The sequence below is a fragment of the Acidimicrobiia bacterium genome (assembly GCA_036271555.1).
In the GTDB taxonomy this organism is placed as follows: Bacteria; Actinomycetota; Acidimicrobiia; order IMCC26256; family PALSA-610; genus DATBAK01.
In genome coordinates this window covers 20,445-34,921 of sequence record DATBAK010000049.1, presented here as the reverse complement: position 1 = coordinate 34,921, position 14,477 = coordinate 20,445, and the positions used below count along the sequence as shown (strand labels likewise).

The 14,477-nt window shown below is 70.4% G+C and carries 16 protein-coding genes; 7 read left to right on the top strand and 9 right to left on the bottom strand.

Annotated features, from left to right (window positions below; genetic code table 11):
* Positions 1 to 4 precede the first annotated feature (4 nt).
* The 4 genes from VH914_12575 to VH914_12560 are packed head-to-tail and all read right to left on the bottom strand — an operon-like array spanning position 5 to position 3,453.
* Complete coding sequence (locus tag VH914_12575) at positions 5 to 859, bottom strand: metal ABC transporter permease (protein ID HEX4492034.1); 855 nt, start codon at positions 857 to 859, stop codon at positions 5 to 7.
* Positions 856 to 1,725, bottom strand: coding sequence for a metal ABC transporter permease (locus VH914_12570; protein ID HEX4492033.1), 870 nt, complete (start codon positions 1,723 to 1,725; stop codon positions 856 to 858). The genes VH914_12575 and VH914_12570 overlap by 4 nt, the downstream gene beginning before the upstream one ends.
* On the bottom strand, positions 1,715 to 2,542 hold the full coding sequence (locus VH914_12565; GenBank protein ID HEX4492032.1) for an ABC transporter ATP-binding protein: 828 nt from the start codon (positions 2,540 to 2,542) through the stop codon (positions 1,715 to 1,717). Before VH914_12565 ends, VH914_12570 begins: the two co-directional genes overlap by 11 nt.
* Complete coding sequence (locus VH914_12560; GenBank protein ID HEX4492031.1) at positions 2,539 to 3,453, bottom strand: zinc ABC transporter substrate-binding protein; 915 nt, start codon at positions 3,451 to 3,453, stop codon at positions 2,539 to 2,541. Before VH914_12560 ends, VH914_12565 begins: the two co-directional genes overlap by 4 nt.
* A gap of 174 nt (positions 3,454 to 3,627) precedes the next feature.
* On the opposite strand from VH914_12560, the gene VH914_12555 reads away from it, so the two are divergent.
* From VH914_12555 to VH914_12540, 4 genes are all read left to right on the top strand, one after another.
* Positions 3,628 to 4,410: an aldolase/citrate lyase family protein gene (locus VH914_12555; protein ID HEX4492030.1), complete on the top strand. Its 783-nt coding sequence runs from the start codon at positions 3,628 to 3,630 to the stop codon at positions 4,408 to 4,410.
* Positions 4,410 to 5,360 carry an NAD(P)-dependent oxidoreductase gene (locus VH914_12550; GenBank protein ID HEX4492029.1) on the top strand — a complete coding sequence of 317 codons (951 nt, stop codon included), beginning with the start codon at positions 4,410 to 4,412 and terminating at the stop codon, positions 5,358 to 5,360. Before VH914_12555 ends, VH914_12550 begins: the two co-directional genes overlap by 1 nt.
* An 87-nt stretch (positions 5,361 to 5,447) precedes the next feature.
* A complete protein-coding gene (locus tag VH914_12545) occupies positions 5,448 to 6,059 on the top strand; it encodes a helix-turn-helix domain-containing protein (GenBank protein ID HEX4492028.1) in 612 nt (203 codons plus the stop codon).
* 3 nt (positions 6,060 to 6,062) lie between these two features.
* On the top strand, positions 6,063 to 7,253 hold the full coding sequence (locus VH914_12540; protein HEX4492027.1) for an MFS transporter: 1,191 nt from the start codon (positions 6,063 to 6,065) through the stop codon (positions 7,251 to 7,253).
* 138 nt (positions 7,254 to 7,391) lie between these two features.
* Here VH914_12540 and VH914_12535 read toward each other — a convergent pair whose 3' ends face one another.
* The 4 genes from VH914_12535 to VH914_12520 all read right to left on the bottom strand — a co-directional run bounded on the left by VH914_12535 (position 7,392) and on the right by VH914_12520 (position 11,188).
* A complete protein-coding gene (locus tag VH914_12535) occupies positions 7,392 to 8,234 on the bottom strand; it encodes a PaaI family thioesterase (GenBank protein HEX4492026.1) in 843 nt (280 codons plus the stop codon).
* Positions 8,234 to 9,058 (bottom strand): hotdog domain-containing protein, encoded by an 825-nt coding sequence (locus VH914_12530; protein HEX4492025.1) that lies wholly within the window; start codon positions 9,056 to 9,058, stop codon positions 8,234 to 8,236. The genes VH914_12535 and VH914_12530 overlap by 1 nt, the downstream gene beginning before the upstream one ends.
* Positions 9,059 to 9,067: 9 nt before the next feature.
* A complete protein-coding gene (locus tag VH914_12525; protein ID HEX4492024.1) occupies positions 9,068 to 10,267 on the bottom strand; it encodes an amidohydrolase family protein in 1,200 nt (399 codons plus the stop codon).
* Between the two features lie 66 nt (positions 10,268 to 10,333).
* On the bottom strand, positions 10,334 to 11,188 hold the full coding sequence (locus VH914_12520) for an alpha/beta hydrolase (protein HEX4492023.1): 855 nt from the start codon (positions 11,186 to 11,188) through the stop codon (positions 10,334 to 10,336).
* Between the two features lie 82 nt (positions 11,189 to 11,270).
* Between VH914_12520 and VH914_12515 the strand changes: the two genes are divergently transcribed.
* Genes VH914_12515 through VH914_12505 form a run of 3 tightly spaced genes read left to right on the top strand, consistent with a single transcriptional unit; the run spans position 11,271 to position 12,607 of the window.
* Entirely contained in the window at positions 11,271 to 11,618 is a 348-nt protein-coding gene (locus tag VH914_12515) for a DUF3817 domain-containing protein (protein ID HEX4492022.1), read from the top strand.
* Complete coding sequence (locus VH914_12510; protein HEX4492021.1) at positions 11,615 to 12,118, top strand: DUF2505 family protein; 504 nt, start codon at positions 11,615 to 11,617, stop codon at positions 12,116 to 12,118. The genes VH914_12515 and VH914_12510 overlap by 4 nt, the downstream gene beginning before the upstream one ends.
* A gap of 33 nt (positions 12,119 to 12,151) precedes the next feature.
* Positions 12,152 to 12,607: a hypothetical protein gene (locus tag VH914_12505; GenBank protein ID HEX4492020.1), complete on the top strand. Its 456-nt coding sequence runs from the start codon at positions 12,152 to 12,154 to the stop codon at positions 12,605 to 12,607.
* 6 nt (positions 12,608 to 12,613) lie between these two features.
* On the opposite strand, the gene typA is transcribed toward VH914_12505, so the two are convergent.
* Positions 12,614 to 14,449, bottom strand: coding sequence for a translational GTPase TypA (gene typA / locus VH914_12500; protein HEX4492019.1), 1,836 nt, complete (start codon positions 14,447 to 14,449; stop codon positions 12,614 to 12,616).
* Positions 14,450 to 14,477: the final 28 nt, after the last annotated feature.

Genomic DNA, 14,477 nt, shown 5'->3' with positions numbered 1-14,477 from the left:
GAACCTACGGGATCGCCGACCAGCCCCACGCGCCGACGTACTCGAGCGTCGCGACCGCCATGATCGCGAAGCTCGGCGGCACCGATCCGTCGAGGTACGTGACCACGAGGCCGATCCAGACGGCCGTGACGGCGAGCGCGGCGGCGAGCGCGAGGCCGCGCCACGGCCGGTTCGTGAGGCGCTGCGCCGCGCCCGCGGGTGCCGCGACCAGTCCCACGAGCAGCAGCGCGCCGACCGCTTGACTCGCCTCCGCCGCCGCGACGCCGACGAGCACGAGGAAGCCGATACCGAGCGCGCGCACCGGCACGCCCCGCGCCGCGGCGACCGCCTCGTCGATGCTGGCGAAGAGGAGCGGTCGCGCGACGAGCAGGATCACCGCGCAGGCGCCGAGTCCGACGATCGCGGCGAGCCGCGCCTCGCTCGCGCTGAGCCCGAGGATCGAGCCGAACAGCACGTTGACGCTCGCGGCGCCGTTCCCCGCACTGCGCGACCCCGACGTGAACAGGGTCTGGAACAGCACGCCGAGGCCGAGGACCCACGTGAACACCGTGCCGATCACGACGTCGTCGGCGCGACCGCGCGGCCCGAGCACGCCCATGCCGAGCGCGACCGCGATCGTCACGACGAACAACCCGAGTCGCAGGTCGACACCGAGCGCGAGCGCGCCGAGCGCGCCCGTGAACGCGGCGTGGCTCAACGCGTCGCCGCTGAAGACCTGGCTCCGCAACACGACGAAGTACCCGACGACACCGGAGGCGAGCGCGATCGCCGTCCCCGCGACGAAGGCGTGGCGCATGAACGGGTGCGAGAGGATCTCCGTGAGCCCCGTGCCCGGCGCGGTCGCGAGCAACGCGTTCATCGCACCGCCCGCACGATCGCGCGACCGGCGTGCGCGAGCGCGTACGCGGCGAACGCGATCGTCGTGATCCAGAAGCCGAGCGGATAGCTCGAGTAGAAGCCGATCCCGAGACCGAGCCAGGTGACGAGCAGTGCGACGACAACTGCGAGGCAGAGGCCCGCGACGGGTCGCGCGGTGATCGTCTGCGCGGTCGCGGCCGGCACGACGAGCAGCGCGAACACGAGCAGTGAGCCGGTGATCTGACTCGCGGCCGCGACCGCGACGCCGAGCGAGATGAGGAAGACGAACGACAGCAGCCGCACCGGAACCCCGCGCGCGCTCGCGACGTCGGGGTCGATCGATGCGAACAGCAGCGGCCGCGCGATGCATGCGAACACCGCGAGCAGGAGCACGGCCACGACGAGCAGCGTGATCACCTGCGCGTCGGTGACCCCGAGAAAGCTCCCGAACAGCAGCGCGCTGAACCCGTTCACGAGTCCGCCGTAGAGGCTCGCGAACAGGAACCCGCACGCGAGCGCGAACGCCTGGAGCGTGCCGATGGCCGCGGACTCGGAGTCGAAGCCGCGCCGCGTTGCGGGCTGGACGCCACCGATCACGAGTGCCGCCGCGATGCAGAACGCGAAGTAGCCCGCGATGGCCGACATCCCGATCCAGATCGCGCCGGCCGCGCCCGGGAACCCGACGACTGCGAGCGTGTGGCCCGCGAACGTGTCGCGTCGCAGCACCATGAACCATCCGACGACCGCGGCGACGATCGCGACGACCGTGCCGGCGCGCAAGGCGTTGAGCATGAAGTGGAATGCGAGCGCGTTGCGAACGTCGTCGACGACGTTCGGCGTGATGCGCACCGCGGCCTCAATGGGCATGGCTGTGGTGGTGCATCTCGGGGTGATACGTCGTGGCGTCCGAGTGCCCGACGACGACGAGCTGGCCATCCGACGTCTGCAGCACCTCGATCGGTGTGCCGTACAACTCGCTCAAGCGCGCGCTGGTGATGACGTCGCGCGGCTCGCCGCACGCCGCGCTGCCTCCCGCGAGGTACACGACGAGATCGAGGAAGCCGATGATCGGGTTCACGTCGTGCGCGACGATCAGCACGGTCACGCCCTGCTCGCAGATCTGCTCGATGAGCGCGGCGACACCGGCCTGACTCGGCAGGTCGAGACTGTCGAGCGGTTCGTCGAGCAGCAACAGCTTGGGCCGGCGCGCGAGCGCCTGGGCGATGAGCAGCCGCTGCTGCTCGCCGCCCGAGCACTCGCCGATCGGCCGGCGCGCGTACGCCGACGCGCCGACGAGGTCGACGAGCTCGTCGATCCGCTGTTCACGCTCGTGTCGAGCAGTCGTGCGCCACGGCAACGGCACGCCCCACCGATCGCCGTCGAGCCCGAGGCGCACGATGTCGACACCGCGAATGCGGAGCGCCGGATCGAAGCTGCGGCGCTGCGGCAGGTAGCCGACGTCGGCGGCGCGCGCGCCCGGCTCGTGGCCGAGCACGCGCACCGTGCCCGCGCGCGTCGGAACCAGCCCGAGCAGGGCCTTGAGGAGCGTCGACTTGCCGGCGCCGTTCGGCCCGAGGATCGCGGCGAACTGCCCGGCCTCGACGTCGAGGTCGACGCCGTGCCACACCGTTCGCCCGCCGACCGCGACGGCCGCGTCCCGCAGCTGCACCGCGACATCGCTCATGATCCGCTCCCTTCACGCGCGTGCACGCGTGCGAGCGCGTCCCGCAACGCGCGCAGCTGCGCAACCTGCCAGGTCTGGAACGTCGCACCCTTCGGCGTCAGCGTCTCCGTGACGGTGACGATCGGGATGCCGTTGTGCTCCGCCGCGTCGACGAGTCGCTGCACGTCGGGCGTCGCGTTCTGCCGGTTGAACACGAAGACTTCGATCGCGTGCTCGTCGATCTGACGGGTGACGACCGCGGTGTCGCGCGCGGTCGGCTCGTTGCCCTCGGCGACGGCATCGAGGAACGCGCTCGGCGTCTCGAGCCGCACGCCGAGCGCGTGGAAGAGCGGCACGACGATGCTCTCGGACGCGCCGACCGGCACGTCGGCGTCGGCGCGCCGGATCTGCGCGATCAGCGAGTGGTACTCGGCGAGACCCGTCGTCTCCAGGTCCGCGCGCCGGCGTGCGAAATAGTCGGCGTCACGCGGATCGAGGCGCGCGAGGTCCGCCGCGATGCGCTCGATGACGCGGTCGACGACGCTCGGCGAGTACCACTGGTGCGGGTTGCCGCCGACGTTCACGTCGACCGCCCGGCCGACGTCGAGCACGACCCGACCCGATTCGGGATCCGCGTCGAGCAGCTTGCGCGCCCACGAGTCGTAACCGACGCCGTTGAGGATCACGTACTGCGCGGTCGCGATCGCACGCGCGTCCGAGGGCGTCGCCTCGTAGTCGTGCGGGTCGGTGGCGGGGTCCTCGATGATCGTGCTGACGTCGGCCCGGTCGCCCGCGACCTGCCGGGCGAGGCTGCCCCAGAAGTTCTCGGCCGCGACGACCTGGATCCGACCGCCGCTCCGTTCGAGCGCGGAAGGGCTGGTCGCGCAGCCCGTGAGCAACGCCACGGCAAGGAGGGCGGCGGCCGTCCGCATGCCCCCGAACCTAGAGTGAGAATCATTCCCATTGCAAGCGCGACCCGACCGTATCCTCCGAGCCCCCGCCAACGTTCACCCTCTCGAAATGTGATGCGAACCGTCGCGAGTGGGGTCCCGGGGGTTGCTCGCCACCCGGGATCCCATTCGCCGTGCGCGCGTAGGGTGTCGCCGATGCGAGCGAACGGTGTGCGCGCGGCGTGGGATGCCGATCGCGCGGCGCTCGGCGCCTGGCTCACGATTCCCAGCGGCTTCTCCGCGGAGATCGTGGCGCACGCCGGCTTCGACTGGGCGTGTGTCGACATGCAGCACGGCGTCATCGACTACGCGCAGATGGTCGTCATGCTGCAGGCGATGTCGGAGACCGACGTGACGCCGCTCGTGCGCGTGCCGTGGAACGAGCCCGGCATCATCGGCAAGTCCCTCGACGCCGGCGCGCGCGGTGTCATCGTCCCGATGGTGAACTCGGTTGCCGATGCGGAGCGCGCCGTGCGCGCGTGCCGCTATGCGCCGATCGGCGCCCGCAGCTACGGACCGCTGCGCGCCAACCTCTCGGTCGGCTTCGACTACTTCGAGCACGCCAACGCCGATGTTCTCTGCATCGTGATGATCGAGACGCGCGAAGCGGTCGCCGACGTCGACGCGATCCTCTCGGTGCCCGGCATCGACGCCGTGTACGTCGGGCCCGCCGACCTCAGCATCACGCTCGGCCTGGCGCCCGCACCCGATCACGACGCGGCGATCTTCAGCGACGCGATCACCCGCATCGTCGAGTCGTGCCTCGCGCACGGCGTGGTGCCCGGGATCGCGGGGCACCAGGGCACGGCGCCCAAGCGGGTCGAGCAGGGCTTCCGGCTCGTCGAGGTCGCGTCGGACGCCCGCCTGCTCGGCATGGCTGCGGGCGAAGCGCTGCAGGCCGTCTCCGGCTCGGGAACCGCGCGCTCGGCGTACCTCTGATGTCGGCCGTCGTGTCGGCGGTCGCGCTCGGCGCGCCCCACACGGAGCTGCTCGCGGGTTGGGAGCTCGAGGTCGTCGATCTCCTGCGCGCCGGCGACGCGGAGCTCGAAGCTGCGCTCCGCGAGACCGAGGCGCTGCTCGTCAACTCCCATTTCCCCGTCGACGCGCGCGTGCTCGGGTTTGCGCCCCGGCTGCGCGCGATCAGCACGGTGAGCGTCGGCTTCGACCACATCGACGTGCGCACCGCCGCGCAGCGGTCGATCACCGTGACGACGACGCCGGTGCTGAGCGACGCGGTCGCCGACCTCACGCTCGCGCTCATCACGATGACACTGCGCCGGCTGCGCGAGACCATCGACGACCTCAGCCGCGGCGTGTGGCGCAACGAGATCCTCGGCCACGACGTGCGCGGCCAGCGGCTGTTGCTCATCGGGTTCGGTCGCATCGCACGCGAGGTCGCGGCGCGGGCGCTCGCCGCCAAGATGACCGTGTGCACGTACGACGTCCGCACCGAAATCGCGCCGATGGCCGGCGTCGATCGGGTGGCGACGCTTGCCGAAGGGCTCGCGGCGGCCGACATCGTGTCGCTGCACGTCGACCTCAACCCCTCGACGCATCATCTGATCGATGCCGACGCGCTCGCGCGCATGAAGCCCACGGCGATCCTGATCAACACCGCGCGCGGTGGCGTCGTCGATCAGGACGCGCTGCGGCGCGCGCTGTCGAACGGCGACATCGCCGGCGCCGGGCTCGACGTGCTCGAGACCGAGCCACCCGATGCCGACGACCCGATCCTGCATCTCCCGAACGTCGTCGTCCTCCCGCACATCGGCTCGGCGACCGTCGAGACGCGCCTCGCCATGCTCGACTGCGCGGTCGACAACCTCGTCGCCTGCCTGCGCGGCGAGGCCTGCGCCAACGCGCTGGCACTGCTCCCGCCCGAGCTCTAGTTCCGCTCCGCCCGACAGCGCCCCGACCCGCTCGAGGCGCCTCATTGGCCCTTGGCGCGGACTCTTCGAAGCATTACTTTCGAAAGAATGGCTTCGAAGCGCCCATCGAGCACGCCCCGCCCTGACCACTTCGTCACCGACGACGGCGCGCTCCGCGCACTCGCACATCCCTTGCGGCTCTCGTTGCTGGAGGTTCTGGCGACCGAGCGCCGCGCCACCGCGACCCGATGCTCCGAGCTGCTCGGCCCGAGCCCTTCCGCCTGCTCGTTCCATCTCCGCGTGCTCGCCCGCCACGGCTTCATCGAGGAGGCACCCGGCGGAATCGGTCCGGAACGGCCCTGGTGTCTGACCGACGAGGACTTCGCGTTCTCCGATACGGCTCCGCGTGAGCCGGAAGGCGTCGAGGCGGCGCGCACGGCCGGTCGCGCGTTCGTGCACCGCGAGATGGCTCGCTTCCTCGCCTGGCCGCAGGCACGCGAGCGCTACCCGAAGGCGTGGCAGCGAAACGCGAGCGTGATGTTCGGTTCGATCGCGTACCTGACCCGCGCCGAGCTCGACGAGTTCCACTCCGACTTGCGAGTGCTGCTCGAGCGCTACGAAGACCGACTGCGCGACCCGGCGACGCGGCCTCGTGGGTCTCGACCCGTGCGTCTGCTCGGTGTCACCGTCCCGATGACATACGAATCGCCGCGGCATTGAGTCATGGGCGCGCTGGCCGACCGGCCGTTCCGCCGCTTCTTCCTCGCCCAGACGCTCTCAACCTTCGGCGACACCGCGATGTACCTCGCGATGGCGATCTGGGTGAAGGAGCTGACGCACAGCAACGCGGCCGCCGCCGCGGTCATCTTCGCGATCACTGCGGGCGCCCTGTTCGCACCGCTCGCGGGGTTCGTCGCCGATCGCGTCCCGAGGCTCCGCTTGACGATCGTCGTCGATCTCACGACGAGCGGACTCGTCCTCGCGCTCCTGGGTGTGCGCAATCGCGAAGGCGTCTGGATCGTCTACACGGTCGCGGTCCTCTACGGCCTGTCGCTGACGATCCTCAATGCGGCGCGCAGCGGTCTGGTACGGGACCTGCTTCCCGACGCGCTGCTCGGGCCGGGAAACGCTTCGTTGCAGACGATGGCGCAGAGCATGCAGCTCGCAGCGCCGCTCGTCGGAGCGGGTCTGTTCGCCGCCGTCGGTGGGCGGGCCGTGGCCGTGATCGACGCGGCAACGTTCGTCGTCGCGGCCGCGCTGCTCTCGAGGGTCGACGGGGCCGAGACGCGCGCGCGCCACGAACCGGAAACCCTCGCCCGAGAGCTCTCCGCCGGCATCGCCTACGTGCGCCGCACACCGATCCTGCGCCAACTCGTGCTCTGCGAGCTCGCCGTGTGCTCAGTTCTGGGCTTCTTCGAGCCCCTGACCTTCGCCGTCGTCGATCAGGGTCTCCACCGCCGTCCGACCTTCGTCGGCGTCCTGGTCTCGGTGAGCGGCGTCGGCGCGGTCGCGGCCGGGCTCGTCGCCGCGGCCGTGTTGCGCCGCCTCGCCGAGCCGCGCACCTATGCGATCGCGGTCCTGCTGTTCGCGGTGTCGGCCGCGGCGCAGATTCCGCACAGCCTCGCACTGGTCGTGGTCGGAAGCTTCGCCGCCGGCGCGGGCCTCACGTGGTCGAACATCGCGATCGCCAACGCGCGGCAGCGATACTCACCCCGCCACCTCCAAGGGCGAGTGGCGGCGGCGACGAACATGACGACGATCGCCCAGACGCTCTCGATCGCCGTCGGCGCCGTGCTCATCGACGTGATCGACTACCGCGTTCTTCTCGCGCTGATGACCGCCGTGTTCATCGCGGCTGCCGTCCCGCCACTCGTCCGCGCGCGAACCTTCGACTTCGATGAGCTGACGACCTAGCACCGGGCCGCGCCATCTCGCGCGCCGAAACGCCCATTTGCGCGTTGCTTCCATTTGGACACATCGCGCAAATGGACTTTCCGGAGCCACGGGCGCGCGGTTCCGCGGAGCCGCCCGACGGGCCGGCGACAGTCCGAGTCAGGAAGTCGAACGCGGGCGCACGCTCACGACCGCGTGCGCCGCGACGCGGTCGAGGCCCGTGTCGCGCACCTCGACGCGCAGCACGACGCCGTCGGCGCGCTCGCCGACGACCATGGCGGACGCGCGCACCGGACCGACGCGCGACGGCGAGAGAAAGTGCAGCGCGACGTCGGAGGTCACGAGCGCGTCGGGAGCCGTACCGAGCACGGCCGCGGCCGCGCGCTCCGACGCGAAGTCGACCAACGCGGCCGTGACACCGCCGTGCACGATCCCCCACGGGTTGCGCACGCCGTCGACCGCGTCGAGCTCGACCACGCCGGCCGGCTCGCCCTCGACATCGCGGATCCCGAGCCAGTCGACGAACGAGGGCAGCGTGCCGTCGGGTGGCGGCGCCTGCATGTGCGCGGGCCGCGGCCAGCGCGGCGGACCGCCCTCGGGGATGAGCACCGCCGACGTGAGCACCGCATCGCCGACGATCGCGCCCTCGCGGCCGGCGTCCGTGACCCGGATGTCGGTGACGATCGCGGCCTTGCCCGCGCGCAACACCGTCGAACGCAGCCGCAGCGGGCCGACGACGACCGGTGGCGCGATCGTGAGCGTGAGGTTCGTCGACACGACCCAACCGTCGGGCAGCGCCGCGAGCCCGGCGCAGAACCCGCCGACGTTGTCGCACAGCGTGAGCAGCGCACCGGAACGGATACCGCCGCCCGGCGCACGCAGGTGATCGTGCAGCGGTGAGCTCGCCTCGCCGATGACCTCGCCCTGCTCCCAGTCGCCGACCTCGTGCAGGTCGACACCGACGAACCGCGCGACGCTCCGCCCTTCGTCCGTGATCTCCATCAGATCCTCGTCGCCGCGACGCGCGCCACGGTGGTCCGGCGTGAGGCGCCGGCGTCGAACAGCTCGACCCGCGCGCTCCCCCACTCGGGCGCGACACCGAGCACCTCGGCGGACGCGCGGATCGGCCCTTCGCGCGCCAGTGCCAAGTACGTGATCTGCAGGCCGACGGGCGCGAGCGCAACGCCGGCCGCGGACGACAGCGCGAGCTCGGCCGCGCGCTCGGCGATCGTCGCGACGACACCGCCCTGAACCGCGCCGAGCGAGTTCTCGACGTAGCCGCTCGGGACGAGCTCGACGTGACCGCACGCCCCGTCGACCGTGCGGATGCCGAGCGCGTCGAGCACGCCAGTCGTGAAACCGGACCCGTCGCCGCCGCCGAGGAACGACTGCGGGCCGCGCACGCGATCGACCGGCATCACCGGATTCGAGTCGCGTCGCGGGAGCACCGCGAACGTCATCGTCGCGAGGCCGAGCTCGGCGGAGCCGACGCGCAGGTCGACCGCGATCACGACCGTCGAGCGACCGGCGCGCAGCACGCGTCCGCGCGCGTCGATCGTCGACGCGTCGGTCGGCGTACCGGTGAGCTGCAGATCGAGATCGGCGGTCGCGATCCAACCCGGCGCCGCCGCGTACGCGGCCAACCCGCCGCCGATCGCGTCGACCAACGTCGCCACGACACCCGCGCGCACGCGCCCATGGTCGTCGAGCACGGCATCGACGACGGGCAGCCGGCCGACGCTCGACCCGTCCTCGTGGTGCTCGACGCTCAACGCGAGGTCGCGCAGCATGTGCTGCGCGGGTGGATAGGTGGAATCGACGACCATCTCGTGGAGCTAGAGCGAGAGGCCGAGCATGCGGATCGCGTTGCCGCGCGCGAGCTTGTACACGACATTGGCCGGCTGATCTCCGAACAGCTCCATCGCGATCTGCTTCGTGTTCGGCCACGTCGAGTCGGTGTGGGGATAGTCGGTCTCGAACGTGGTGTTGTCGACGCCGACCTTGTCGAGCGAGTCGATGCCGTGCCGGTCACGGAAGAAGCAGCCGAACACCTGCCGGTAGTAATAGCTCGACGGCTTCTCGGGCACGATGTCGCGCACGCCACCCCACGCGCGGTGCTCGACCCACACGTCGTCGGCGCGCTCGAGGATGTACGGGATCCACCCGATCTGGCCTTCGGAGTACGCGAGCTTCAACTCGGGAAAGCGCACGAGCACACCCGAGAACAGGAAGTCGGTGAGCGACGCCATCGCGTTGCCGAAGCTCAGCGTCGCCTGCACCGCGGCCGGCGCGTCCGGCGACGTCGCCGGCATCTTCGACGACGAGCCGATGTGCATGCACACGACGGTCTGCGTCTGCTCACACGCTGCGAAGAACGGATCCCACTGGCCCGAGTGGATGCTCGGCAGCCCGAGGTTCGGCGGGATCTCGCTGAAGCACACCGCGCGCACGCCGCGCGCCGCGTTGCGCCGGATCTCTGCGGCCGCGAGCTCGACGTCCCACAGCGGGATGAGACACAGCGGCACGAGCTTGCCGCCGCTGTCGCCGCACCACTCCTCGACCATCCAGTCGTTGTACGCGTGCACGCACGCGAGCGCGAGCTCCTTGTCCTGCGCTTCGAGGAAGGTCTGTCCGCAGAAGCGCGGGAACGTCGGGAAGCAGAGCGACACGTCGACCCAGTTGAGGTCGTTGTCGTCCATGCGCGCCTGGGGCTCGTAGCAGCCGGGCCGCATCTCGTCGTACGTGATCGGCACGAGCTGCATGTCGTCGCGCTCGAACCCGACCGCGGCGACGTGACGCTTGTGCGGGTACATCAGGCCTTCGTAGAACCAGATGTCGCAGGGCGGCCCGTCGGCGCTCAGCGAGTACTCGTAGCGCGTCCCGCCGACGAACTTCAGCCCGCCGAGCCCGTGCCGCTCGATGTGTGGGCCGCGTTCGACGAACCGCTTCGGCAACCACTGCTCGAACAGGTGCGCAGGCTCGACGACGTGGTCGTCGACGCTGACGATCTTCGGGAAGTCAGCAGGGGTGCTCACGACGCCGAGTCTCCCATCCGATCTGACGGGTCGTCAGATCCGGGGCGCGCGGCGCGAGCAGGCGCGTCACGGCTGAACGAATCGCTGCACGAAGTCGAGCGCGGTCTGCGCGACCTCACGCCAGCCGTGGTCGATCGTCAACGAGTGCCCGCGGCCGGCCATCTTCACGATCTCGGTCACGCCCTCGTTGCGCCGTTGCTTCTTGTACGACGCGTTCGCGACCGCCCACGGCACGGTGTGGTCGACCTCGCCTTCGATGACGAGGAGCGGACCGCGGTCGGCGTTCTTGGTCTGCACCTTCACCTCGGTCCACGGGTTCAGGTTCGCGGCCGCGGCCTGGAACAGCGGCACGCCCGAGCCCGGCACCGCGAACGTGTTGTAGAGCTCGTGCGCCTCGGCCTCGCTCAGGGCGTTCGCGAACGCAAAGCGGAACTGGTCGTACGTGAGCGGCACGGCACGGCTGCGGTTGCGCGGATTGCCGAGCACCGGCGAAGCCGACTTCAGCGCCGAGATCGGCAGCGGCAGCACGCCGCGGAACGGCGCCGGGTCGATCGCGACCGACGCGTCCGAGACGCCACGGCCCGCGAGGATCTGCGTGAGCAACCCGCCGAACGAGTGGCCGATCACCGCCGGGCGGCGCGTCAGCTTCGAGATCGCGTATTCGAAGTGGTCGGCGATCTGTCCGACGCTCTTGTGCGCGAAGACCTCGGGATGCGCCTTCGCCTCGTCGACGGTGTTCGGGTCGTCGGGCCAACCGGGCACGACGGTCGCGAAGCCCGCGTCCTCGAAGACGGCGCGCCACCGCTCCCAGCTGTTCGGCAACAGCCAGAGCCCGTGGACGAAGACGACCGGCCGCCGGCCCGACTCGTTCGCCTTCGCCAGCTCTTCCTGCTCGACGTCGGTGAGGTCGGCATTCGTCATTGTGGGCTCCCATTCGCGCTGCGGTCGGCCGCATGATGTCCCGAGCAGCGTTGGCGAGTCACGTCCTCGTATCCTGACCGTGATGGTCGAGTACGCCGACGACCCGCAGACCGAGCTGGACCGCAAGGCCGAGCAGCTGAAGTGGTGCGCGTTCGTCGAGACGATCTCCTACGTGCTGCTCTTCCTCTTCTGGGGGATCCTGCACAACATGATCGGCACGAAGGTCATGGGCTTCTTCCACGGCTGGATCTTCCTCGCCTTCGCGACGATGGTCGTGTTCATCGCGCGGCCGATGCACTGGACGTGGAAATTCGTGCTCGTCGCGCTGCTGACGGGCCCGATCGGCGCGGTGCTCGTCTACGAGCGCATCCGGCGCGACGGTGCGCCGCACCCGGCGTCTACGCCGGCGCCGGCGCACATGTCGCGGTGAAGCTCCACGCGAGCCACATCTTCTCGGCGTCCGCGGCAGCCGTCTGCGTGGGCATGGCCGACACCGAGTTCTACGCGACGCTCGACCTCCCGGACCTCGAACGCCCCGAGCTGCTCGTGCGCACCGAGACGGGCGCGACGACCGACGTCCACCTCCGCTTCACGTACACGGGCCGGCTCGATCCGATCGCGCGCCGCATCGTCGGCCACGACCGCGTCACCTGGGTGCAACGGCTCGTCGTCGACGCCGGCGCGCGCTCGTGCGCGTTGACCGTCGCACCCGAGATCGGGGTCGTCCCGGTCAGCTGCACGGGCACGTTCCGGATGCACGACGCCGACGGTGGCCAGTGCCTACGCATCCTCGACGGCGAGCTGCGCGTCAAGGTTCCCGTCATCGGCGGCCGTGCCGAGCGCTCGCTCGCGCCGGGGATCATGCGCCGCCTCGACCTCGAAGCGGCCGCGCTCGAGGCCTATCTCGCCCGCGACGCCCGCCACCGCTAGCGTTCCGCGCTCGTCGACGGAGGGGATCGAAGGATGCGGCGGACGTTCTCGCGCGGGTTGGTCATCGGCATCGCGCTACTCACGCTCGCAGGGCCGACGATCGCGTCGGCGGCGCCCGCGGGCGCGGCCGACGGCGGCTGCCCGGCGTCGTGCATCGCCGGTCACTACTCGATCCACTTCAAGTGGGCGGACTCGCAGCGCTGGATCGTCTACCCGCTCGATCTGTACGCGGACCACACGGGCAACTTCGCGTGCGGCGGCCTCCAGGTGACGTGGACGAAGAAGAACAACACGTTCACGATGGCGTTCGACTACGCCGACGACCAGCACGGCGCGTACGTCGGCTTCCGCAACGGCCACGACGGGTTCGACCTGCGGCACCGCAAGGGCACGATGTCGAACACCGAGGGCAACACCGGCGTCTGGTTCGCCCGCGCCGCCGATCCCGTGTGTCCGTCGCGCGCGTCCGCGGTGGGTGCGACCGGTTGACGCGCGTCAGCTCGCGGCGACTCGGGACGCGATCGAGCGCCGGCGGCCGCGGATCGCGCGGTCGAGCTCCGTCTTGCGCAGGCGCACGGACGCGGGTGTGACCTCGACGCACTCGTCGTCGGCGATGAACTCGAGCGCCTGCTCCAACGTCGGCTCGCTCGGTGTGGTGAGCCGCTCGGTGTTGTCGGAGCCCGCGGCCCGCATGTTCGTGAGCTTCTTCTCTTTCGTCGGATTGACGTCCATGTCCTCCGACCGCGAGTTCTCGCCGACGATCATGCCTTCGTAGACCTCGATACCCGCGCCGATGAACAACGTCGAACGTTCCTGCAGCGCGAGCAGCGCGAAGTTCGTCGTCATGCCGCGCCGGTCGGCGACGAGGCTGCCGGTGAGGCGCGTGCGCAGCGCGCCGACCCAGGGCTCGTAGCCCTCGAAGACGTGGTGCAGGATGCCCGTACCGCGCGTCTCCGTGAGGAACTCGGTACGGAATCCGATGAGGCCGCGTGCGGGCACGACGTACTCGAGCCGCGCCCAACCGGTGCCGTGGTTCGTCATCGTGTCGAGGCGACCCTTGCGCACCCCGAGCAGCTGCGTCACCGCACCGAGGTGCTCTTCGGGGACGTCGATCGACACGCGCTCGAACGGCTCGTGCACCTTGCCGTCGACCTCGCGGGTGACGACCTGCGGCTTGCCGACCGTGAGCTCGAAGCCCTCGCGGCGCATGATCTCGACGAGGATCGCGAGCTGCAGCTCGCCGCGGCCCTGCACCTCCCACGCGTCGGGCCGCTCGGTCATGAGCACGCGCAGCGACACGTTGCCGACGAGCTCCTGGTCGAGCCGGCTCTTCACGAGTCGAGCCGTGAGCTTGTTGCCCGACTGCCCCGACACCGGTGACGTGTTGATGCCGATCGTCATCGCGAGGCTCGGTTCGTCGACCGAGATGAGCGGCAACGGGTGCGGATCGCTGGGATCGGCGATGGTCTCGCCGATCGTCACCGTGTCCATGCCCGCGATCGCGATGAGCTCACCCGGCCCCGCCTCGTCGGCAGGCACGCGGTCGAGCCCCTTCGTGACGAACAGCTCGCCGAGCCTCACGCGCTCGATCGTGCCGTCGACCTTGCACCACGCGACCGTCTCGCCCTTCGCGACCGTTCCCTGCTGCACGCGGCAGAGCGCGAGCCGACCGAGGTACGGCGACGCGTCGAGGTTCGTGACGTGCGCCTGCAACGGTGCGTCGGGATCGAACTGCGGCGCCGGCACGTGGTCGAGCAGCACCTCGAAGAGCGGCTTGAGGTCGCTGCCCTCGACGTCGGCGTCGACGGACGCGCGTCCCGCGCGCGCGTTGCAGTACACGATCGGGAACTCGATGTGGTGGTCGGCCGCGTCGAGATCGAAGAACAGCGCGTAGACCTCGTCGACGACCTCCGCGATGCGCGCGTCGGGCCGGTCGATCTTGTTGATGACGAGGATGACGGGCAGGTGCCGCTCGAGCGCCTTGCGCAGCACGAAGCGCGTCTGTGGCAGCGGGCCTTCACTCGCGTCGACGAGGAGCAGCACCCCGTCGACCATCAACAGCGCCCGCTCGACCTCGCCACCGAAGTCGGCGTGGCCCGGGGTGTCGACGATGTTGATCTTCACGTCGCCGTACTGGACCGCCGTGTTCTTCGCGAGGATCGTGATGCCCTTCTCGCGCTCGAGGTCCATCGAGTCCATGACCCGCTCGGCGACGTCCTGATTGGCGCGAAAAGTCCCGGTTTGCCAGAGCATGGCGTCGACCAGCGTCGTCTTGCCGTGGTCGACGTGGGCGATGATCGCCACGTTTCGCAGATCGGCGCGGGCCGCCATAAGGACAAACCTTTCCGGGGGGACCGAG